Source organism: [Scytonema hofmanni] UTEX 2349 (genome assembly GCF_000582685.1).
Classification (GTDB): Bacteria; Cyanobacteriota; Cyanobacteriia; order Cyanobacteriales; family Nostocaceae; genus Hassallia; species Hassallia hofmanni.
Genome location: NZ_ALWD01000162.1, coordinates 1 through 21,629, shown reverse-complemented (window position 1 = coordinate 21,629; position 21,629 = coordinate 1). Strand labels below are relative to the sequence as shown.

The 21,629-nt window shown below is 40.6% G+C and carries 22 protein-coding genes; 10 read left to right on the top strand and 12 right to left on the bottom strand.

Annotation, left to right across the window (positions count from 1 at the left end):
- Positions 1-95 precede the first annotated feature (95 nt).
- The 7 genes from TOL9009_RS0101535 to TOL9009_RS0101500 form a co-directional block, all read right to left on the bottom strand.
- Positions 96-440, bottom strand: coding sequence for a hypothetical protein (locus TOL9009_RS0101535; protein ID WP_029630712.1), 345 nt, complete (start codon positions 438-440; stop codon positions 96-98).
- A gap of 26 nt (positions 441-466) precedes the next feature.
- A complete protein-coding gene (locus tag TOL9009_RS0101530; RefSeq protein ID WP_029630710.1) occupies positions 467-1,039 on the bottom strand; it encodes an IS630 family transposase in 573 nt (190 codons plus the stop codon).
- Positions 994-1,422: a helix-turn-helix domain-containing protein gene (locus TOL9009_RS0101525; RefSeq protein ID WP_029630708.1), complete on the bottom strand. Its 429-nt coding sequence runs from the start codon at positions 1,420-1,422 to the stop codon at positions 994-996. Before TOL9009_RS0101525 ends, TOL9009_RS0101530 begins: the two co-directional genes overlap by 46 nt.
- A 67-nt stretch (positions 1,423-1,489) precedes the next feature.
- Entirely contained in the window at positions 1,490-1,750 is a 261-nt protein-coding gene (locus tag TOL9009_RS0101520; RefSeq protein ID WP_029630706.1) for a hypothetical protein, read from the bottom strand.
- On the bottom strand, positions 1,751-1,972 hold the full coding sequence (locus TOL9009_RS0101515) for a hypothetical protein (RefSeq protein WP_029630704.1): 222 nt from the start codon (positions 1,970-1,972) through the stop codon (positions 1,751-1,753).
- 266 nt (positions 1,973-2,238) lie between these two features.
- Positions 2,239-2,874: a hypothetical protein gene (locus TOL9009_RS0101505; RefSeq protein WP_144238109.1), complete on the bottom strand. Its 636-nt coding sequence runs from the start codon at positions 2,872-2,874 to the stop codon at positions 2,239-2,241.
- Positions 2,804-3,190, bottom strand: a complete 387-nt coding sequence (locus tag TOL9009_RS0101500) for a hypothetical protein (protein ID WP_144238108.1) — start codon at positions 3,188-3,190, stop codon at positions 2,804-2,806. The genes TOL9009_RS0101505 and TOL9009_RS0101500 overlap by 71 nt, the downstream gene beginning before the upstream one ends.
- 192 nt (positions 3,191-3,382) lie before the next feature.
- Between TOL9009_RS0101500 and TOL9009_RS41840 the strand changes: the two genes are divergently transcribed.
- Positions 3,383-3,895: a hypothetical protein gene (locus tag TOL9009_RS41840; RefSeq protein WP_051502731.1), complete on the top strand. Its 513-nt coding sequence runs from the start codon at positions 3,383-3,385 to the stop codon at positions 3,893-3,895.
- 297 nt (positions 3,896-4,192) lie between these two features.
- Here TOL9009_RS41840 and TOL9009_RS37400 read toward each other — a convergent pair whose 3' ends face one another.
- Positions 4,193-4,423, bottom strand: a complete 231-nt coding sequence (locus TOL9009_RS37400) for a helix-turn-helix domain-containing protein (RefSeq protein WP_038295680.1) — start codon at positions 4,421-4,423, stop codon at positions 4,193-4,195.
- Positions 4,424-4,782: 359 nt separating this feature from the next.
- Here TOL9009_RS37400 and TOL9009_RS0101485 point away from each other — a divergent pair, with 359 nt between their 5' ends.
- Genes TOL9009_RS0101485 through TOL9009_RS0101475 form a run of 3 tightly spaced genes read left to right on the top strand, consistent with a single transcriptional unit; the run spans position 4,783 to position 8,335 of the window.
- The gene (locus TOL9009_RS0101485) at positions 4,783-5,478 is read left to right on the top strand and encodes a hypothetical protein (protein ID WP_029630696.1); all 696 of its coding nucleotides are present in this window, start codon (positions 4,783-4,785) and stop codon (positions 5,476-5,478) included.
- Positions 5,479-5,481: 3 nt separating this feature from the next.
- Positions 5,482-6,099, top strand: a complete 618-nt coding sequence (locus TOL9009_RS0101480; protein ID WP_029630694.1) for a hypothetical protein — start codon at positions 5,482-5,484, stop codon at positions 6,097-6,099.
- Positions 6,100-6,145: 46 nt separating this feature from the next.
- A complete protein-coding gene (locus TOL9009_RS0101475) occupies positions 6,146-8,335 on the top strand; it encodes a vWA domain-containing protein (RefSeq protein WP_029630692.1) in 2,190 nt (729 codons plus the stop codon).
- Between the two features lie 132 nt (positions 8,336-8,467).
- On the opposite strand, the gene TOL9009_RS0101470 is transcribed toward TOL9009_RS0101475, so the two are convergent.
- The 4 genes from TOL9009_RS0101470 to TOL9009_RS0101450 form a co-directional block, all read right to left on the bottom strand.
- On the bottom strand, positions 8,468-9,115 hold the full coding sequence (locus TOL9009_RS0101470) for a DUF4276 family protein (RefSeq protein WP_029630690.1): 648 nt from the start codon (positions 9,113-9,115) through the stop codon (positions 8,468-8,470).
- On the bottom strand, positions 9,112-10,200 hold the full coding sequence (locus TOL9009_RS0101465) for an AAA family ATPase (RefSeq protein WP_029630688.1): 1,089 nt from the start codon (positions 10,198-10,200) through the stop codon (positions 9,112-9,114). The genes TOL9009_RS0101470 and TOL9009_RS0101465 overlap by 4 nt, the downstream gene beginning before the upstream one ends.
- Positions 10,201-10,945: 745 nt before the next feature.
- On the bottom strand, positions 10,946-12,289 hold the full coding sequence (locus TOL9009_RS0101455; protein ID WP_029630685.1) for a KamA family radical SAM protein: 1,344 nt from the start codon (positions 12,287-12,289) through the stop codon (positions 10,946-10,948).
- Between the two features lie 278 nt (positions 12,290-12,567).
- Positions 12,568-16,128: a WD40 domain-containing protein gene (locus TOL9009_RS0101450; protein WP_051502730.1), complete on the bottom strand. Its 3,561-nt coding sequence runs from the start codon at positions 16,126-16,128 to the stop codon at positions 12,568-12,570.
- Between the two features lie 510 nt (positions 16,129-16,638).
- Between TOL9009_RS0101450 and TOL9009_RS0101445 the strand changes: the two genes are divergently transcribed.
- The 6 genes from TOL9009_RS0101445 to TOL9009_RS0101420 all read left to right on the top strand — a co-directional run bounded on the left by TOL9009_RS0101445 (position 16,639) and on the right by TOL9009_RS0101420 (position 21,333).
- Positions 16,639-17,028, top strand: coding sequence for a hypothetical protein (locus tag TOL9009_RS0101445; RefSeq protein ID WP_029630682.1), 390 nt, complete (start codon positions 16,639-16,641; stop codon positions 17,026-17,028).
- 224 nt (positions 17,029-17,252) lie between these two features.
- Complete coding sequence (locus TOL9009_RS0101440; RefSeq protein ID WP_029630681.1) at positions 17,253-17,483, top strand: hypothetical protein; 231 nt, start codon at positions 17,253-17,255, stop codon at positions 17,481-17,483.
- A 170-nt stretch (positions 17,484-17,653) separates the two neighbouring features.
- Positions 17,654-17,992 carry a hypothetical protein gene (locus tag TOL9009_RS37395; protein WP_038295677.1) on the top strand — a complete coding sequence of 113 codons (339 nt, stop codon included), beginning with the start codon at positions 17,654-17,656 and terminating at the stop codon, positions 17,990-17,992.
- 46 nt (positions 17,993-18,038) lie between these two features.
- Positions 18,039-19,172 (top strand): tetratricopeptide repeat protein, encoded by a 1,134-nt coding sequence (locus TOL9009_RS37390; protein WP_260675815.1) that lies wholly within the window; start codon positions 18,039-18,041, stop codon positions 19,170-19,172.
- Between the two features lie 200 nt (positions 19,173-19,372).
- Positions 19,373-20,128, top strand: coding sequence for a ParA family protein (locus tag TOL9009_RS0101425; protein ID WP_029630680.1), 756 nt, complete (start codon positions 19,373-19,375; stop codon positions 20,126-20,128).
- Positions 20,125-21,333 carry a ParB/RepB/Spo0J family partition protein gene (locus TOL9009_RS0101420; RefSeq protein WP_029630679.1) on the top strand — a complete coding sequence of 403 codons (1,209 nt, stop codon included), beginning with the start codon at positions 20,125-20,127 and terminating at the stop codon, positions 21,331-21,333. Before TOL9009_RS0101425 ends, TOL9009_RS0101420 begins: the two co-directional genes overlap by 4 nt.
- Positions 21,334-21,629 lie beyond the last annotated feature (296 nt).

Here is a 21,629-nt window from a genome sequence, read left to right as displayed (position 1 = left end):
TTTCGCTTTTTGAAGACTGCATTCTGATAGAGGCGATCGCTTATTCTTGGTCGGAGCGGCGATCGCTTCCAGCGGGCGCTCCGCGCCATCGCTTATTAATCATCCGAGCCACAGGCAACATTAAGCACCACAGCGGCAAAGCCAGTGCCTAACAGTCCAGAAAAGGTCAAGATTGCTACTCCCGTGTTAAATTTTGTAGCATTGGCAAAATATTCAGCTTTGGTAATTTCGCCGCTTCCGGATGCCATCAAATGTAGTCCGTAAGTGCCAACCGCACCGATACTAAAAGCACCCGTACACGCCAGGGACAATGCAGCAATATTGGCTAGGCAGCGATCCATAAAAGCTGCTTTTTTTAGTTGATGGACTTCGTAGATCAAGCAAGGTTTGCAATTCGTATCGTCCGTCAAGCTGTTTACAAATTCATCGCTAGTAGTCATCTTTCCACCTCAAAATATAGCGGTTCTCAGTTGGGTGCAATATAGTAACAACAGTGAGTGAACCATCCAATAATGTCCTTTTTCGTTACTGCATCTAGGGCATCTGTGATGGCTTGATCTAATTCTTCGTAGGTTCTGGCTGCAAGCGATCGCAAAAATTCTTTCACTTTTGACCAACAGTTTTCAATCGGTGAAAAATCAGGAGAATAAGGAGACAAATACACCAGCCTTGCACCAACGGCTTCAATCGCTTCTTTAATACCTGTGACTTTGTGAGAACTAAAATTATCCATGACAACAGTTGCGCCCGGCCACAGATTTGGAACCAAAACCTGAGTAACATAGGTTTCAAATGCTGAGGCATTGGTACCGCCAGTAAAAGTCATTGCAGCAATGATACCTTCTAACGATATTGCTCCAATCATCGTGACATTTTTTCCCCGACCGTAAGGACGAGTACCATAAGCACGACTACCTTGGGGTGAACGAGCAAACAGTCTGGTCATAGCGATGTTAACTCCCGCTTCATCAATAAACACCAAATCTTTTAGGTTTACCTCCCCAATAGTTGTCCAATACTCTGCCCTGAGTTTTTGCACTCGTTCTGTGTATTTTTCACTCGCGTGCAATGTTTTTTTTTGCGCGTCAGATTCAACTTTTTAGTAATTCTGCCCATTGTAGCTCGACTAACTTTCACACCTATTCGCTCCTCCAATCGTTTGCACAACTCCACCAAAATTGCATCATTTTCTTCTTCCACCAAAGTCACTATCAATGCTATCTGTTCGTTATTGAGTTTAGCCGTATTACCGCCACCATGTGCCTTTGGCTCAACTGTCCCGCTAACTCTATATCGCTTTATTAGCTTCTGGATAAACGTTAAACTCACACTAAATCTTTTTGCCAGGTGTCTTTGAGAACCTTCTTGATTTTTATACGCATCAATTACTTTTTGGCGAAGGTCAGTGGAGTATGCTTTCATCCCAGATACACTTTGCTACAGCATTGATCATCTTCCCACATTTTGTATTTCACTCAAGCGAGAACCGCTATAGTTTCATTTGAACGGCGTTGTTATCAACAACTTCGGCTTTGATTGTCATTCCCTCGACTTCGTAACAACGGGTAGTTAACTTGTTGCGATTCAGCTTTAAATCCGTGCTTTTACGTTGTCCTGGCTGGGGACGGAACACATATTGAGGATGTTTTATGGAGTCGGTTTTGTACAAATATCGGTACAAAACACCGTCTATCTGATAGCATTTGCTGCTGCTTAAAAGGGTACTGTCCCATACCTGATGGAGTTGCATTTAATTACCTCCCTCTGCTACATAATTGGATGCCCAATCCAATGCGCTTTCAGCATCACCCAGACTCATTTCACCAGTAGCAATGGCACTCTGGCATAGATGCTGTAAAATTTGTGGGTTCTTCACTTTGAAATCTTGCAGTGCTTGCAAAATTTTCTCTAAGTCCTCTAATATTCCTCCTTCTGTACGGTTATCGAGTTCGAGCGAGCTATTAAGTGTCATGTTTTCCCTCCTTTTAAAATGTGAAGGTTTGGTGTTGACTGGAAGCAGCAAAAAAAATTAAGGCAGTAGGTATACCAAATCGAATATTCTCTCCAGTCCGCGATTAAACCAGTCAAGCGGTGAAACAATCGCATACAGAAAGCGATACATAAGCTTTTTCTCCTCTTGAGATAAATTGGGATTCAGTTGTTTAATGATGTGGCTTTGCTCTTCGATAGGAAGTTTTTTTGCAATTTTGAGTAATGCCAACAGAGCGATGGCATCAGCTACAGCGGTAACTCGTTCGCTTGCCGCATAATCTCTTGTGCGGTCAAAAGATGGCTGTTGGCTTGCTGTCCTAGCTTTCCCAATGCCTCAGACTGAGATTGGATATTGTTTTTTGATTGAGCCTGTAATCTGGTAAACTTTTCTTGGATGTCTACGGATAAGCTGCCAGCTAGTTGGTTAAACCGTAGGTTTGTTCTTTGGCTCAGGGATTCCAGCATTGAGTACCAGACGGTATCCGCTATTTCAATGCCGTCTAAGTGTGCATTGACTTGATGAAGTTCCAGCAGGGTTTCCTTAACACCTGATAAGACTTGCTGGCTGTATTGAATTGGCAGAATCGTATCACTTGGTTGCGTTGGTGCGAAATTTGTACTTTGCGACTGGTCAACGGTTTTGATCAATGCTTTTGGCTGGTTTAAGACTTGTTTTACAAAGTCTCGGTACTGCTTTAAAATAGTCTTGCTTATCGTCGTTTCGGCTTCTGGATCATTGAGTTCTTCTGGAACTTCTGCTCCTTGTTGACTTAAGGCTTGAGCAAATTCCAACAAACCCAAATTCAAATCGTCAAGCGACTTCAAGCCCAGAAGTTCCAGTGCGTCTTGCTTGTCGATGTTGTTGCTGTTCGATGTATTCATTAAAAGCTGCCTCACTAAATATTTGTTGGTTCTGAAAAATATGCTTCTCTAGTCCTTTTTCGGTACGGTACTTTTTGCGAAGCGATCTCACCTTGAGTAAAAGCCAAATCAGATAGGGAGATAATTCAATGCCCTCAAGCTTCCCTTCTTGATTGCAGTAGTAAGCTTGAGCATCATCAACCCACTGCTTGATGAGTAGTTCATCATTGCGAATGGAATTGATGTGACATTTCAGCTTTTGGGCTAGTTGCTTTCGCGTGATTGGCTTTTGGTTTGGTTCGTCGCTTGGCTCGATGGTTACTACTATGTGCATCAATGCCAAAGCCTCATTCAAGAATTTGAACGTGGGTCAATGTCCGTAATGTGAATTCGAGAGTGGGTTCTCAAAGAGGGAAAAAGCTCTATTGTTTGCCTGGAAAGGCTTTGAGTTTCATATTGGTTAATAAATGTGTGTTCGCTATGCGTTCACATCTTGCTTATATTTTTAGTTTACTGTAAAGGTTGCCGAATGGCAACCAATTGGATTGTTTTTCCTTTTTTATTGCCACCCATAGACCGTATAGCTGCCAGTTGGCAACCATTTGCGGTGTTGATGAAAACCAGCGATAGTAAGAGATGTAGCCATTTAGTGACCGATAGGAAACCGATGAGCAAGGAAGAAAGAAGTCCAAGAGTGACAGTGAGTTTGCCTGAAGGTTCAATAGACAAGCTAGACAGATATGCAAGTGTAATGAAAACGAAGCAAGCAAGCGCTGCTGCTTACCTGCTGCAAAGCAAATTGGATGAAATGGAAAGGAATGGTGAGATCCCACGACAAAACTTAGCGGGAATATCTGAGGAGGATTTTGATCAATTTAAGGAATTCATCAGCTTGTTACTAGGCGATCGCACAGAACGAAATAGGGTAAGCTTCACGTTACTGGGTCAAATACTGGGATTAGAGGCAGAACGACTAAGCGAACTCTATCAACTCGTTAAAGATTGCCGTGAAGGTCACGCTAAAGGAAAAGTCAAACGATGAATGTCGGAAAATCGCTGTTATGGAAAACGTTGGATTCCATTTCATTCCACCCAACCCACGAAATAATGAGATTTTAGAGTATTAAGATATATTTCACCAACAGCATCCATTGATACTTACGCCTCAACACTAAATAAGATTTAGGTTTTAAGTAAGGCGGGTGATGTCGTTTCTTACTTTCTACTTAGAAGTCAGATAAAAAAAGCAATTTAAAAGGCATTGCTGTGTACCGATGTTGTAAGGCACTGGCTGTTGATTCCCAACCAGGGTTGGCATTGATCCGCAGATTTTTCACCTTCAATGGCTAGCTGCTGCATTACCATTCGGCAGACGTTCAATCAGGTCAGTTAGTTCACATCTCAAGGCATCACACAGTTTTTCCAACATATTTCCATCAATCGATGGCATTTCGTCAGTTCGACGGAGCCGATAGATGGTATTTGGATGGACATTGAGTTCTTTTGCTAAGTCTTTTCCTGAAATACGTCGCTCTGCCATCAAGCGGTTCAGTCTCCATTTAATACTCATCTCAATCTCTATAAACGAAACACATATAAGGTATATAGGGTTGAGCAAAGCGCTCATCTACATTACCATTTTCCCTCTATGGAGGTGAAAATTAACAACAAAATGAAAATATTAACCAGTTCTATAACCCAATCTTCACAATATTGTCTATTATTGTACTAATAACTATAAATTTTCCTTTCAATGGCTAGACAAAGGTTACAGCCTAAATTTCCTGTCAAGCCGTGGGAATTGCAGATGTATCAGGTTGCTTCTATTAAGAATTGAAACTGAAATAAATTATTTCAGTTAAGGATTTAAATTTTATTAGTATATCGACTTAGCTCCGTATTCATTCTAGGAAATAGCCAATAAAACTTATGAAATCTCTTGGCTTTTACGAAAAGAGACTAGAGGATTTGGAAAATAATATTACTGAAGACCAGAAACTACTTAAGCAATACGAGGATGTGTTGCGCTATGAAAGTGACCCTCGTGCTATAGGTAAGTGTGAAAGAGAAATTGAGCGGCAGCGAGAGTCTGTTACTCGCTATCAGCAGGAGTATGCCGAGCTAAAGCAGGAATTAATAAACTATCAGCCAACCCAATTGCTGTATGTGGAGAAGCAATTACAGCAATTGGATGACAAAATAAACGTTTTGCTAAAAGGGCAGATCGCAATTTATAAAAATCAGCAGCAAATTCGTCAAGCACTCTTGAAACGCTACAACGCTTCCGAAAAAGCTATTATCGGCTCTATTACCCAACAACTTAACCAGACACAATTAGTTTTGACCGAAAACTTACTACAGGCACTGGAGAACAATATGCTTTCGGAACCAGAGATGCAGCAGATGCTGGCAGTTCTGGAGGAGCGCTTGCCTTCTTTACCTCCAAGTCAGGCAGCGATCGCTGAAATTATTAAAGATCCTGAAATGGATGCTAGACACAAATTAAAAGTAACGCTGCCTATTATTCCTATGCTTGTGGAATATGAAGGTGAGTTGGAATTGGGAAGCGGGTTCAACATCAAGTCAGCTTGGCAGCAATTGATGACTAAGCTACGAAGGAGGTAGAGATTGAACCTGCGTCAGCACCACGAGGAACAACTGAAGAAAGATTACGATTTACTCAAGAAGCTAGAAGATAAGCGACGCTTTGAAAATGACCCACGCGAGCAAGGCAAATTAGAAGCAGATATTGAAGAAATAAAGCAAAAAATCCATGAGCGTGAGATAGAAATAGATTCTATCCACATTGATGTCAAACCTAAAAATCAGCTTATTTTAGAAGGATGTGAGTTATTGAAAAATAAAAGGTTTGATAGAGCAGAAGACAAATTTGATGAAGCCAAGAGACATGACAATCAATCACCAGAACCTTGGTATTGGAAGGCTCAATTAGCTATAGTCAAAGATAACAAACCGGTTGCACTTAAGTATATCCAGAATGCTTTGCAACTAAATTCCAGCCATCTACCTAGCATAGTCTTACAAATTAAACTCCTATTATTGATGGGCGGTAATTACAGGGTAAAAGCGAAAGAAATAGCCAGTCAAATGGATGACATATCCAGTGAAATTAATTCCTGGTTAGACTGCTTGGATAAAGAAAACCTATTTTCATCAATAGTTATAACCAGTTATGAATTAGACAGAAAATGTCCAATTACCATAGCTGAAGGGAAAATAGTATAGCGGTAAGTATTAAAAACGTTATTCAATATCTGATGGTAGGTAAATTGTGGTAAATATTAAGCGCATTAAGGAATATATTCAAAGTCACCCTAATCAAACTATTTGGAAATATATTCAAAAAAATCCCCATGAAACTCAGTATCTCATAGGTATGAGCTATGAGGAATTGCAAGTTATTATCTTAAAAATAATATCAATAAATGAGCAAAATAGATTAACAGACGAAAACAGAGTAGTGATACTGGTTGAACGAGATGAAAAATTAAATAAATTCAAACATTCTGTAGAAGCAGAAATTTTATTATTAATTTTTAGATGTATACCGAATTTTATTTCATCAGAGCCTCAAACTCTGTCTATATTATTTAAAGTTTCGGAATTAACAATTATAAGTATTTATGAATACTGGAAACCGTTAGAAGTATTTTTATTTGAAGAAACATCAGAATCAGTAATATCTGAATGTAGCTCAGAAGTTTGGTGTTTTCCTGAAAAGCAGAAAACCGAACTTGAAAATCAATCTAGTAAGTTTGGAGTAACCTTAGGTCGAGATAAATGGGATTTTGGAACCTTGAATTTAGAGTCAATACAAGGATTTTCTAATCAGATTTGTGGGAACATAGTTGGCAAAGATTCATCTAATTTACAATTTAATACAAAAAACCAACCTTTGCCGCATGATGGTTTGTTTATAAGAAGAAACAACGAGTTTGGAACTAGACTAAATATTGGGATAAAAGACTTAATAGATCAAGGAATATTGATTGACCAAACTAATATTCGCTTCGACGATTTTATCGCTTTAAATACTGAGCGAGTGCCATCCCCTGAACCTAGTTACTCTCTAGCAGTCAGCTACGGAATAGCTCCAATTCCATTGAGCCAGAAACGCGATGAACGAGCTACACATTATTTAGAAATTGCTTTGAAAACTTCAGACATTAGTCCATTAGAGCATCCTAAAAATAAAGCACCATCAGCAAATTATATTTTTGTTATAGATACTAGTGGCTCTATGTCAGGTGATAAATTAGATGATGTTAAGGCTTCAATCCGAGAATTATTTCAAAAGATGAAAGAAGATGATGTGATTGGAATTGTTATTTTTAATACACAACCTAAAACTTTATTAAAAGCAACCCGTATTAGTCAAATTAATATTGATAAATTTAGTCAAATTATAAGTGGCATGACCGCAGACGGCGGAACAGATATTAACGTAGCGTTATCATTCGGTATAGACGAGATAAAGCGTTACGGAAGTAATAATACTTTGAATCATATATATTTATTTTCAGATGGCAATCCAAATTCAGGAGTAACTGACTGGATTAAAATTAGACAAAATATAGATTCTAAAACACGCGGAAATATTCGATTATCAACATTTGCATTTGGGTCAGATGCTAATACTAAGGAACTTGATGCCTTGGCAGGTTTAACAGGTGGTAAATCTACTTTTGTAACTAATATCGATGATATTAAACTCAGTCTTCAAGACGAATTGAACAGAAGAGAGCATTTAGCGGCTCTTAATGTTCAAATTAAACTAGATATTGAACGAGATATTGAAATTCTTTACTTGTATGGTCATGATTTAATTACAGAACCCGCAAAAAGGGCTGCTGTATTAGAAAATGTTGAGAGGGCAAAAGAGAAAGCACAAGAAGAGTTTGGGGTTACACCAGAAGTCGATTTAATAACAGAAGAAGAGGGAATCAAAATCTTTGTTCCAGATTTAGCTGTTGGCGAAACATACTGGCTAGTTTTTGAGCTTGGTATACCTAAAGAAAAAAGCGAAATACCCATTGGTCAAGCAACAGTACAATATGTAGATACATTTGCTCATAAGAATCAAAAGTCAGAATTTACATTAGCGTTTGCAGGCAATTTACCACTAGATTTAGTTGTTGAACATTCCCTGGCATTATGGACAAGTGAAGTAGCTTTTTATGTACTTGATGACCTTTATGAAAAAGATACCAATACAGCTCAAAAACGTATTGAAAAACATGTCTCTTTACTAAGAGCAGCGAGTTCTAATTTAGCATCACATTATATCGTTGATGATGCCGTTACACTTAGTAAATTTGCATCGCTTCTTGGAAATCTTGGTAAAGTACGATTAATTTCAGATGTCACTCCTCACCAGTACCAAAGTTTTTTGGTTCATGAGATTAGCGACTTTGGCAGAGCAAGAAACGGTTTCCGACGTGTAGATTATTACTCTGTATAGCTCTCGATGTCTTTACAAATTTATGGAGCCTGCTGAAACTCCTTTTATTTGGTACTTTAGGTGGGCAAAACGGTTTCTGTTTTTCAAGGTTACTCACCCAAAGTAGGTATTATTATTTATTATCGTCTCTGGTTATAAAATTATGTTCTCAAGACGCAATAACCATTGATTAAAATGCTGACATTGCTGACGTATTAAATCCAGCCCAATATCGATGGCAAGCAGCGAACCATGCATTGGTTTGTCGTATCCATTACAACAATTACGAATTCGTTTTGATGGTGCTGTTAATGGATTATCGTTAATATGCTCAGGTGAAGGAAAAGCATTACGCTCCGCTTGCAAGGTACTAACCACACTTTCACTAAACCACTTAGAAAAAGCCTCTGGATTGCTGTACAGAAGTCCTTCAAACTCGTGAACCAGTAAATTCGGGATAAAATTCTTGTGACCGATATCCTTGCCCATTTCCTGTTCAAGATATTCAGCTTTTTGAAACGGGTCGCTAGTTTTAAGCAGGGAACTGTTTCCCGGAAAATCATTGGGCAAGGCGTACAAATCAAACATTGTGGTGACGATCGCCTTTCTGTCTTCAAGGCACTTGCGATTTAACTGCGGCTTGATTTTGGCGTAGCTCACTACCCCACCCTTGCCAGTCGAACTGGTTTTCACAAGAATCGGGTTAAGGTATATATTTTTCGACTGAAAATAATTGTAGAGCAGTTCTCTGACGAACGTTTCCTCGGTTTGCCCTTCAACGAAAACATTCACTCGGATCATCGCGAAGGTCTCCCGCCGAGGACATTCTTCTTCCACAATTCACCTAGGCTATAGTCCTCAAGCCACGCCTCCAACCCGTTATGATCAAGTCGGCGAAGTGATGATTTCCCTTCATCGCGGTCTACAACAATTACATCACTTGCATCAAATTCGTTAAGGAGTTCCACTGACTGGGTTGAAACAATCACTTGTTTTTGGGCACTGCGTATCAATGATGCCAAGACAGTGATAGCATACGGATGGAGACCTAGTTCTGGCTCATCAACCAGAATTGTCTCAGGCTGAAGCTCTTCGGGTTGCAGGAAAACGGTTGCCAGACACATAAAACGCAGTGTGCCATCCGATAACAGATGTGCTTTAAACGGTACATCCTGCCCCCGCTCAAACCATTCCAGTTCAATAACCTCCTTGTTTTGTGGAGAGGGACGTAGGTAAAAATCGCCAAAGAAGGGAGCAACAAGCCGGATGGTTTTGACTATTTTCTCATAGGATGCGGGGTAAGCATCACGCAACAGATACAGGAAGGATGCAAGATTACGGGCATCAGTCCGTAGGTAAGCGTTGTCGTTAATACCATGTGACTGCTTCACATAAGCCGTATCGCTGGTGTCATGAAAATGGTAAACTCGCCATTGCTGCATGGTGGACAATACGTACTTGTCAATACCTGTCCCAGTACCGACAACAGCCTTTGTCTCGAAATGCCCCGTACCTATTTCACGCTCACCACCCATGTTCCACCAGAAAGATTCTCTGACGAACATTAGGCGATTGTCTTGGGTTGGTTCTAACGTGGCGAAGTACCCATTATTGCCAAAGTATAACTGAAACTCCAGTTGTTCCGTTGTTTTGCGCCCAAAATGCAATAGCGAATCGGGACCACCTTGACGGCTGACGAAAACTTGCAGGTTCTGCTCAAGCAACTGCTGAACCATGCGGAAGAAGCCGATAAAATTGGATTTTCCCGCCCCGTTAGCTCCAATTAAAACGTTGAGTCTAGAGAGTTCAAGGTCACATCTGGCAATAGATTTGAAACCTTTTAAAACTATTCTCGACAGTTGTTTGTCACTACTCGTCTCCGTCATGGAAAAATCTCCCGGTATCCAGGCAGGGCAAACGCGTCTTAAAGTGTAACAAGAAATATTGACTCTGTACTTGAGGAGTATTCCCTTAGTGCTAACACCCTACACAATTGAGTATTTTTACCTAAACAAATTTCTTGATTAAAAAAGATTTGAGAAGATTTGAGAAGACTGGATTTGTAAAATAATGCGTACAGTAAGCATCCAGAAGATTTTATAAGACCAATGCCCAAGAAAAACCCGATACTAAATACTTCAGTTATGCTTCTAATCTCAAGTTTTATGCGAATAGAATCTTTTGTATAACTATTGGATGCTTATGACAACCACGCGATTTGAGATAGTTTCTGGGGTAGCCTAGGTGAAGTTTGGAACTCAGCAAGCCATATTTTTTCTATATCAGGTTCAGGCAAACGCTATTGCAAGTGTGAACCACACAGCTTCATTTTTTGCCGTGACTGGATTTTTTGAGGTAGCAATCGCTCCCGCGTGAAGTTATGTGAACCGCACTTTGACCCAAGAGATTGCACAGGACGGGACAGGTGCAGGGCAAGCTGATAGCGCGATCACCCATTGCTTCATAGGCATCTACTACCAATCGCATCGCCAACTTCAAGGCGTATTGGCTCAGTTGTAAAATCCCATATTCATCCATCTTCTTCTAAAAGAGCAACGAGCTGCTTCAATGTCACGTATATGAAAAGATTACCACTATTATTTATTCAGCAAAGCCTGAAATAGAAGTGAATTAAGCTGGCTGCTTAGTTGAACTTTGTGTTTTCAAAATTTCCTTTAATTTATTCTCATAGAAAAATTCCTTTTGTCCCATAGCTGGAACTAAATCAGTTAACCAGGTTGCCTTCTCGTTGTAACTTGCAAAAAAAGGACGTTTACACCAATTGGGATCGCGTCCTTGCAAAAAAGAAAGTACAAATACTTTCTCGCCATAAATCTCAGTTACGCCATCCACTGCAACTTTACCCGGTAGTGCTGACATAACTGGGCCGCGAGCCGTGCGAGCTAACCCAGATACTTTTTGTATTGCTGTTTGATAAATTTCCCAAGCTCGAATAATTGGCAATTCAAAACAATGTTTTGCGCCAGTATCTCGTTCCATAAACATATAGTAAGGAATACAGCCAAGGCGAACTTGTTCTTTCCACATTTGTATCCATACTTGCGAAGAATCATTAATTCCCCGCATCAGTGGCCCTTGGGTGCGAATTTGTGCGCCTGTACTACGAATGCGTTGGATCGCTGTTTGAGCAATTTCAGTTTTGATTTCTGTCGGATGATCGTAGTGCGCCATAATAGCCAAATGTTTGCCTGAGCTAGTCACTTTTTCAAACAAACGTAAGACATCATCAGCATCTTCATCTGTAACAAAGCGATAAGGCCAGTAAGCTACCGATTTAGTACCAATCCGAATTGTTTGGATATGTTCAAAACCCGAATTTAGTAGTGGTTCAATATATAAAGCCAGATGTTTCGCTTTCATTGTCATTGGATCTCCGCCAGTAATTAAAACATCTGTGACTTCCTGATGTTGTCGGAGATACTCTTGAAAAAGTCCTGATTCACGAGTAGCAAATTTCATTCCGTCCATTTTCACAAACTGGGGCCAACGGAAGCAAAATGTGCAATATGCATGACAAGTTTGACCTGCTGTCGGAAAAATTAAAACTGTTTCGGGATATTTATGTTGAATTCCAGGTACTTGTTTTCCATCTAAAGTGGGGATATTATGTTCTGCTTGTCCGGCTGGATGAGGGTTGAGTTGCGATCGCACTGTATTTACTACTTGACGCAGTTCTTCTGGTGTAGAATTTTCCAGATGCCAAATAACCTTGTCTAGAGATTCAGGAGCCAACATTTCTTTTTGAGGAAAGGTGAGGCGGAAAATGGGATCGTCGGGAATTTTTTCCCAGTCAATCAATTCTTCTACCACGTAATTATTGACACGGAACGGCAATACTTGAGCAACTGCTTTCATCGCCAAGCGGTCTGCTGTTGAAAGTTTTTGCAGTTGAGGAAGCCGATCTATATCTTTAATTTCATATAACTGAAGTTTTTTCGGGTTAAGTTGCGACATTTAATTATGATTATTTTTTAATTGATCTATCTATTTTTTTTAACGAACCGCCAAGGACGCCAAGGACGCCAAGGAAGAAATACTTAATTGAACTATGTTGAAATATAGTGACGCTTTCGCAAGCGTAAGAACAAGTTTGTTTTGAAAAATCATCCGAACTATATAATTTGGCATAATGGCAATCCTTACCAAAAAATAATGATATTTAAGAATAATAAATTAATACACATTTCCAAGAGTGCAATTAAAGAGGATCGTTATTATTTTTAATTAACGGATTAATCTTCAATAGCACCCAATTCTTTAAGTGTATTTTTTTGTTCTTCCCCAAGACCGGAAACACCCTTGATATTCATTCCCTCATAGGGTCTTTTTGGCATGAGGGTTTTGATACACTCTCCAGTTGTGACATTCCATTGCTTAATAGCTCCATCCTGGGAACCGCTAAACAAAGTTCCATCTGGACTGAAGGTAACAGAACGAACCCAATTATTATGTCCTTGCAAAATATTCAGACGTTGACCTGTGTCAACATCCCAAATTTCTACAGTATGATTAACACAAGCACAGCCAAGTATCTTACCATCAGGACTAAAAGCAACAGAACGTATCCAATCATTATTGACTAAAGTTTTGCAACATTCGCCAGTCTGAACATCCCACAAATGTACTGTTTTGTCATCACCGCCACTAGCTAATAGCCTTCCAAACTGCCCTTGTAAAGGGAGAATCGGGCTAAAAGCAACAGACCAGATTCGCATAGTATGCCCTTCTAAAACCCGAATACATTCACCTGTATAAACATTCCACAACCGCAGTGTTTGATCGTCACTTCCACTGGCGAGAATTTCACCATCAGGGCTAAAACTGACAGATTGCACCCAATTTGTATGCCCCTCTAATGTTTCAAAGCATTGGCCAGTCCTAATGTTCCATAGCTTGATGTTGCAGTCAATACTACCACTAGCCAGAATTTGACCATCATGACTAAAAGCAATAGAGCGGATGCGATCGCTACTTTCCAAAACTTTCACGCACTGTCCACTCAGAGTATCCCAAAAGCGGATGGTTTGGTCATCACCACCACTAGCTAATAGTCCCCCAGCTAGCGGACTAAAAGCAACAGACCAAAGGCGGCCAGCGTGTCCTTCCAAAGTGCTGATACATTCTTCAGTCTCAACATCCCACAGCCTAACAGTTTTATCATCATTGCTACTAGCAATTATCTTCCCATCTGGACTCAGGGCCAGATCATGTACCCAATTGGTATATCCCTGCAAGATTTGGATACATTGATAATTTTCGATCTCCCAAAACCGAACGGTTTTATCATAGCCACCACTAGCAAGTGTTTTTCCGTCGGGACTAAATGCAACAGACAAAATAGAATTACTATGTCCTTCTAAAGTTTTTAATAATTTCCCCGTTTGGATATCCCAGAGTTTCACTGTTTTGTCGTCGCTACAACTGGCGAGTATTTCTCCTCCTTGTGAAGAGGGGATTGGACTCAAGGCTATAGAATGGATTAAATTAGTATGTCCTTCTAAAGTTTTTAATAACTTCCCTGTTTGAACATCCCAAAGTTTTACAGTTTTGTCGTCGCTACAACTGGCGAGTATTTCTCCATCAGAACTAAAAATTACGGACTGGACTAATTTTGTATGTCCTTCTAGAGTTTTCAAGCATTTACCTGTTTTCACATCCCACAACATCACTGTTTGGTCAGCACTACCACTTGCGAGTATTTTTCCATCAGGACTAAAGGCAACAGAACGAACAAAGTTGCTATGTCCTTTGAAAACTTTCCAGCATTTTCTGGTATCCAAATCCCAGAGTCTAATAGTTTTATCACTACTAGCACTAGCGACAATTTTGCCATCAGGACTGAAGACAACAGACCTAACCCAGCTAGTATGTTCTTCAAAAGTTATGAGAAGTTTTTGGCTAGCAACATCCCAGAGTTTTACAGTATGGTCATCACTACAACTAACTAAAGTTTTACCATCGGGGCTAAAGGCAACAGTTCTTACCCAATTAGCATGTGCTTTCCAATGAAATAGTTGCTCACCATAAGTAGCTTGCCAAAAGCTAATCCGACCATCAGCATCACCTGTAGCAACAATTTCTCCATTTACAGGATGAAATGCCACTGATAAAATGCTATCGAAGATTCCTGTAAATACAGATTTAGATAAGTCAGAGTCAGCAAAGTTTACATTATGTAGGTTCACATTGATTAGGTATGCTTGCCATATCTTTAAAGTAGAAAAATCACATCCACTTAAATCAATTCCCAGATGACAAAGGAGGTTAATAATATTTCCCCCAGCATAACCGGATGTCAATGGAGTGTTTATTTGCAGCAATTTGATAATTTTTAAGAGATGTTCTTTAATCCGGTCTTTATTGCCAAATTTATTAATTAGCTTTTCAATAACTGGTTCTAGAATTAAACGAATTTGAGCATTTCTAGTCTTTCCTTCTGTTTGCGCCTTGAGTAAGGCATGATTTTTTAACAAGGAAATATTTTCTAGAGTAACCTCGGAAACAATTTCTTCACAAACCTGATTAACAAATTGACTAATGATATATTCCATGACTACAGCTTGGAGCATAAATTTCGCCAAACCCTTCTCGTTAAAGATTAGCGATCGCCGTCGCAGTGATTCTAAAGCTTCAATTAATTCTGGTTGTGATGTCGTTGAAATAATATCTGCTTGTAATTCTATAAATGAAGTCGGCTTGCAATTAATTCCTAACCAGTATAAAATTTCCTTTTCTAAATTGGATAATCGATTAAATTGCTGTTCTAATAGATTGCGGATATCCCCAAATAGCACGGAAATATCACAACTAATGAACTCTGATATATTGCTACCAAAAACTTCTTGAATCGTATTGCAAACGATTTTTAATGCTAAAGGATTACCTGCATACTGATTAATTAACTTGTTCCAGTCTTTCTCTGAACCTAAAAAATCACCTTTGCCTACAAATATACTTTTTGCGGCGATGTTTTCTAGCCCACTTAGCTGGAAGGATTTAACTTTAAGATTGTTTCCTTCTAAGGTGATAATTTCTTTGGGACTTTCACGACTGGTTAAGACTAAACAGCTTTGATGAGGAACTTCCCCAACTTGCCGGAAAAATTCTCCATATTCTTCATATCCTTCTCGATATTGACCGACATAATCACCTCCAAGCAAAACTGACTCGACATTATCCAGTACCAATAAACAGCGATGTTTCCGCAAAAACGCAATCAATTGCGAAATTCCTATTCCTACTTCTTTAGGCTCATTCTTTTTGGAGAAAAACTCAATCAGGTCTGCAAAAATCTCCTTAACAGAGGGTGCATGACGTAGCGATCGCCAGATAACATATTCAAACTGTTCCTGAATTTTCTGTGCCAGCTTGATAGATAACGCTGTTTTGCCAATTCCCCCCATCCCAAATATTCCCACCAGTCGGGAACGATCTTTATTTACCCATTGCTCTAAAACCTCTAACTCCGACTCACGCCCAAAGAAAACGGGGACATCAGGCGCTTCGCCAAAATCATAACAAGATGAGGCATTAACTACTGTTGATAACTGATATCTTTCCTGGAAGATACTCCTGATCACTTCTAATTTCCCAGGAGTACTCCCAGCAATATCAAACTTTTGGTAAACCGAACCAAGCCGCTTCCGTACTGCTGCTGCACTAATTTCGAGAGTGGTTGCAATAGATTCTGCCGTTTGACCAGCTAAAGCTAGAAGTAAGGCACTTACCTCAGCCTCAGATACATTGTGTTCGGCTGTAACCGCTCTCAAGAAACTTTCAGGAATTTCCGTCATGAAGTAAATTTCTCCAGCCAAAACTATTTATCGATATGTGAGGTAGATGTGAGATATATTTCTACTTATTTATACTCAAATCTTCTCTTTTTATTCTTACTCCCCAACGCTAGTAGGGAAAGGGTTGGGGGTTAGGTCTGTATTGGACTCAACCGCAAACCTCTATAAATTTATGGGGTTTCCCATTCCCCAGTCCCCCGCGTTGGCGTAGCCCGTCGTAGTAGTCTGTCAAGGACTAATTGAGGGATAGATTTTCTGTAGAGACGGCGATTTATCGCGTCTCTCTAACCATCATTTAGGAGTTTGACAGACTAGTAGACATCGCCTAGCGTCTCGGAGAGAAGCGCATTGACAAGACACACACTACTAACTATACTCTAAATTATCAACTTGTCAATTTCACTTATCAACTGTCTTGACAACATTAATAAAGTAAATGTAGAATCGATAACAAATTAGGTGTGAATCGCGAGGATAGCTGAAGTAACTAGCACTGAGGTACCCCACACTATGCCAACGCCTGACGCTTCAAATTCTGCTCAGGAATTATTTGACTTGCTTGAGAAAGATATTCTTGCCTGTCACACTTGCAAGGATGGAATGATTGAAGTGACTATCCGCAAGATAGGAACCGAAGAGTTGGAACTGCGTGTCATCTCTTTCCGAGGTTCTTTTCGTTGCGTTCATGCGGATCTAAATAGGTATTTAGAGGAGTTATCGACAGATACAACAGATACACAAAGTCAGGTGTCTATCTATCGCGATCGCTTTCGAGTGGGGTTGAGGGGATTGTTAAAAAACGGGTTTGGACTACTCAGACTAGACTTTTCTCGATGCAAGAAGGGAAATACCGCGCCAATATTTGGCTGGATGGTATCTGAATTGTTGGATAGGGACTGAGTTTGGTTGTTTTTTGTTGATTATTCTAAGTAATTACCAAAAACCACTGATTTCACCTCAAGGTTTAGAGAAACAGTAGAAAATTGTTTTCGTTATTGAGGTTAACAAGTGAATAGTTTTCCAGCTCAAGAGAGTCTACAAAAAGACTACAACAGGGTTGATATGGTGCTTACTGGCACTACATCAACCCTGTTATTTTTTTATTCAACTATCAGGAGAAAAATATGACTACGAATCGTCACAGCTTGTTATTTCGTTTGACTTCCAAGTTCATTAAATATTTTTTGTTGGCATTATTTGGTCTAGCGATCGCTTACGTTTTATCAGCTATTTTCGGAGGCTTACATATTGCTATTAATCTACTACCCTTTGTTTTATATTGGGTCGTTTTACGGTGTGGACTTCTTCTGGTTTGCTTGATATTGACGACAGTAATTTTTGAATCTGTTCGTTAAAATATCACAAAAAATATTCGACTTTCACATATTGCATCATTCTCAATTAATATCCTCGCTCATCCTCAATGAAAAATCTTGCTGCTAGTGTGAAAGTCTGAATCTCTTTTAAAAGCTTTTTAGAGTCGTGAGAAACTTCGTCTCTAAGTATCCCTAAGTGTATTTAGGATGTGCTGCAAGATTTTACCAATCTAACACATTACCCTTTTTGTAAAAAATCAGCCGAAAAATTAGAAATTGGAGACGGAATAGTGGCAAAAAAACATAGTAACTTTTCTGCACAAGAACAGTTTCATCCTATATTAGTTATCTTAGTAGCAGGTTCGCTCTCTTTGGCAATTGTTGATCAGACTAATCGCCCTGCATACTTTGATATTGTGAAAATTGCAGTCGTTTATTTTTTTGGCACAACAAAGTCCCAAGAAAATATTAATAAGTCTAACAACATAGATGATTCAGAAATGCCAGACAGTTCAGATAGTGCAAAATGTAATGATAGTGATGATTAACCTAAATGAAGAACTGAACTAGTGAAAGAAACGGAAAGCTCTCCCCATTCAACAAGAAATCGGTGATCGCAACAACCAAGCCAATGTGCTGGAGAAGTTAGGCGATGCCTATCGTTCCCTGAGACAGTATCAGCAGGCAATTGACTACTATGAGGAAGAACTCGCTATCCGTCGAGAAATCGGCGATCGCGCTGAAGAAGCCACCTCCCTGAGCGATATGGGAGTTGCCTACTATAGCTCAAAGCAATATCAGCAGGCATTCAACTACCTTGAACAATCCCTTATCATTAGGCAAAAGCTTGGCAATCGCGCTGAAGAAGCCACTTCCTTGAGCAAGTTGGGGGATGCCTACTACTTGCTAAAGCAGCATCAGCAGGCGACTCCGTACTATGAACAGGCTCTCACTATTCAACAGGAGATCGGTGATCGTGATGGTCAAGCCTGTTCTTTGAATGATTTGGGTATTTCCTACTATTCTTTGGAGGAATATCAGCAGGCAATTACTTGCTACGAGAAACTCCTCACCATTCAGCAAGAAATGGGTGATCGCGCTGGCGAAGCTTCTTCCTTAAATGAATTGGGTGATGCTTATATGGCTCTAAAGCAATATCAGCAAGGAATTAACTACCGTGAACAGGCTCTCGCTATTAGACGGGAGCTTGGCGATCGCGCTGGTGAAGCTTGGACATTAAAAGGTCTGGGGCTTAACTACCACTTCTTGGGGCAAGAGCAGCAGTCGATTTATTGCTACAAACAAGAGCTTACCATTCGACAAGGGCTTGGTGATCGTCCTGGAGAAATCACTACCCTACATGATCTAGGTGCTGCCTACAGATCCTTGAAGCAATATGAGCAAGCAATTACCTATTACGAGCAGTCCCTCGCTATCGCACGGGAAATCGGCAATCGCAACGGCGAAGCCAATGCGCTCTACAGCAAAGCCTCAAGCTTGAAAACACTCAATCATCGCGCCGATGCACTGCAATGTTTTCAGCAGGCATTAATCATTTATGTAGATATCAAACTTGATCGCGACGTTGAAGATTGCAAAATGCAGATCGCTCAATGTCAAAAGTCTTGGTTTTCACAATTGCCCCAATTCCTGCGATCACTCCCCTTCTGGCTCTACTTCACCATCGGGTTGGTAGTGGTGCTGCTCGTCTGGTGGTTCAAAAAGTGAGATAGTAAAGATGATTATAAAAGGACAAACTTCTTGGTGTTGCTCTCATGAGATATCCAAAAGCAAGCCGAAAATGAGGATTGTCTGTCCTCAAGCAGTTTTTGCAATACAACCGCAGCCCCTTCCCCAAAATAAACAACACCAATTGACCCATCAACAGTTATCTTTAATTGTAATGGGGCAGATAAACAAACTCGCTTATGAGCCGAATCATCGCAATCTTCAACCAGGCGGGAGGTGTTGCCAAAACTACTCTTATCCAAAACCTGGGCTACCACCTAGCACAACTGGGACATCGCGTCCTGCTCATCGACATCGACCCCCAAGCCAGCTTAACTATATTTATGGGCTTGGTTCCGAGAGAATTAGAGCAAACCGTTCACAATGCCATTGTGGAGGAACAACCCCTGCCAATAATATCGGGAATTTATGGTATGGATTTAGCTCCTGCCAACATTTCTCTCAGTACGGCAGAAATGCAATTGGTTAGTGCTTCAATGCGGGATTTCCGCCTCAAAGAAGCCATCGAGCCAATTGAATCAGATTACGATTTTATCTTAATAGATTGCCCTCCCAGCTTAGGGCTGTTAAGTTACATCTCCCTTGTAGCCGCCACCCACGTTCTTGTACCTCTGGAAACCCATTTCAAAGCCTTTGAGGGCACAGGCGAACTATTAAAAACGGTCGCTACAGTTCGCAGCAAAGCTAACCGCAAACTACAAATAGCCGGGTTTGTACCTACAAAATACGATGCCCGCAACTCCCAAGACACTCGCACCCTAGCAGCCATCACCGAACAACTATCGAAAGCCGGAACAGTCTTTGCCCCCATTCCTCGCTCTACTGCTTTTGTTGATGCATCAGAAGAGCGAATACCTCTTGCGGTTTACGAACCAAAGCACCCATCTGTCGAAGTCTTGAAAAAAATAGCCATCGAATTAGAATCATTAAAATGAGACGCACTAAAACCAACCAACCCCTCAAAAGCAAACTTGAAGTACCTTGGGACACTACAGGCAAATTAAATGCTGATTCACAAGCGTCTATCCCGTTAGAGCAAATTCAGCTTCCACCGACTCAACCACGTCGTTATTTCGACTCAGAGGCATTAAAGCAGTTAACCGAATCCATCAAACAGCATGGCATCCTGCAACCCCTATTGGTACGCCTCATCGATGGAGAAAAACACGAATTAGTAGCAGGAGAGCGCCGCTATCGTGCAGCATTAGAAATTGGACTTAAAGTTGTCCCCGTCGTCGTCAGAGAATTAGATGACAACGCAGCTTTTCAACTTGCACTGATAGAAAACTTACTTCGAGAAGACCTCAACCCAGTCGAGGAAACCGAAGGTATTCTGCAACTGCTGGCTCTCAAACTAGGTCGAAACGTTGAGTCAATTCCAACCGTACTTTATCGCCTACAACGCGAACAGAAGAAAGCATCCACAGTTACCCATAACGTTATGGGCAAAGATGAAGTCGAGGGTGACGCAACCACCCATAACGTTATGGGCGAAGTTGAAAATGACTCCATACCCAATAACGTTATAGGTCAGGATGAGGATGATAGTGAGGGTGATGGTGATACGTCTACCCATAACGTTATGGGCAAAGTTGAAAATGACTCCACAACCAATAACGTTATAGGTCAGGGCGAAGTCGATAGCACTCGGACTACCCATAACGTTATGGGCGAAAGCGAAACTGATAACTCAGACCTAAATCAGGAGCAGCCGGAAAACCCAGACCGAAAAATCGTTGATGAGGTGTTTGATGGCTTAGGGTTAATGACCTGGGAATCTTTCGTCAAAAATCGCCTGCCATTACTAAACCTTCCATCAGATATCCTTGAGGCACTACGAAAAGGGTCACTTGAGTACACCAAAGCCAAAGCGATCGCTACTATTGCGGATACTTCGGAGCGCGTTGCCTTTTTAGAACAAGCTATTGCCCAAAACTGGTCTTTAAGCGAAATCAAACAGCGCCTTGCCGAGAAGAAAACTCCAAACTCTACCCAAAAAACCGAGTCTAACGATTACAAAGAGCGCTTTACTGCTGCGACTACCAAACTAAGAAAGTCGCGTATTTGGTCAGACCCCAAGAAGCGCAAACAGATAGAAAAATTGCTCTCTCAACTGGAGACGCTGACACTTGAAGGGTAAGCTCCCTTATCCACTTGACTATGTACGAGCGGAACCGCCCATAACGTTATGGGCAACTTCGGCAATATGGAAAAATTCGCTCACAAAAAGCTTGAATAACCTCGTTTCAATATTGTTGGTTGGCAATAGTTGTCCACTAGACTTTCCCCTAGTCAACTCAAAAGCTACCTTTCTTCTTGTATAATTGGGAGCCTCTTAATGACAGATATGAACCTCGATCCAGTTACAGGCGTTATCAAAGCGATCGCCAGTATGGCGACTTCCCCCATTAAAAACCAGCTTGAGCGCAATGAGAG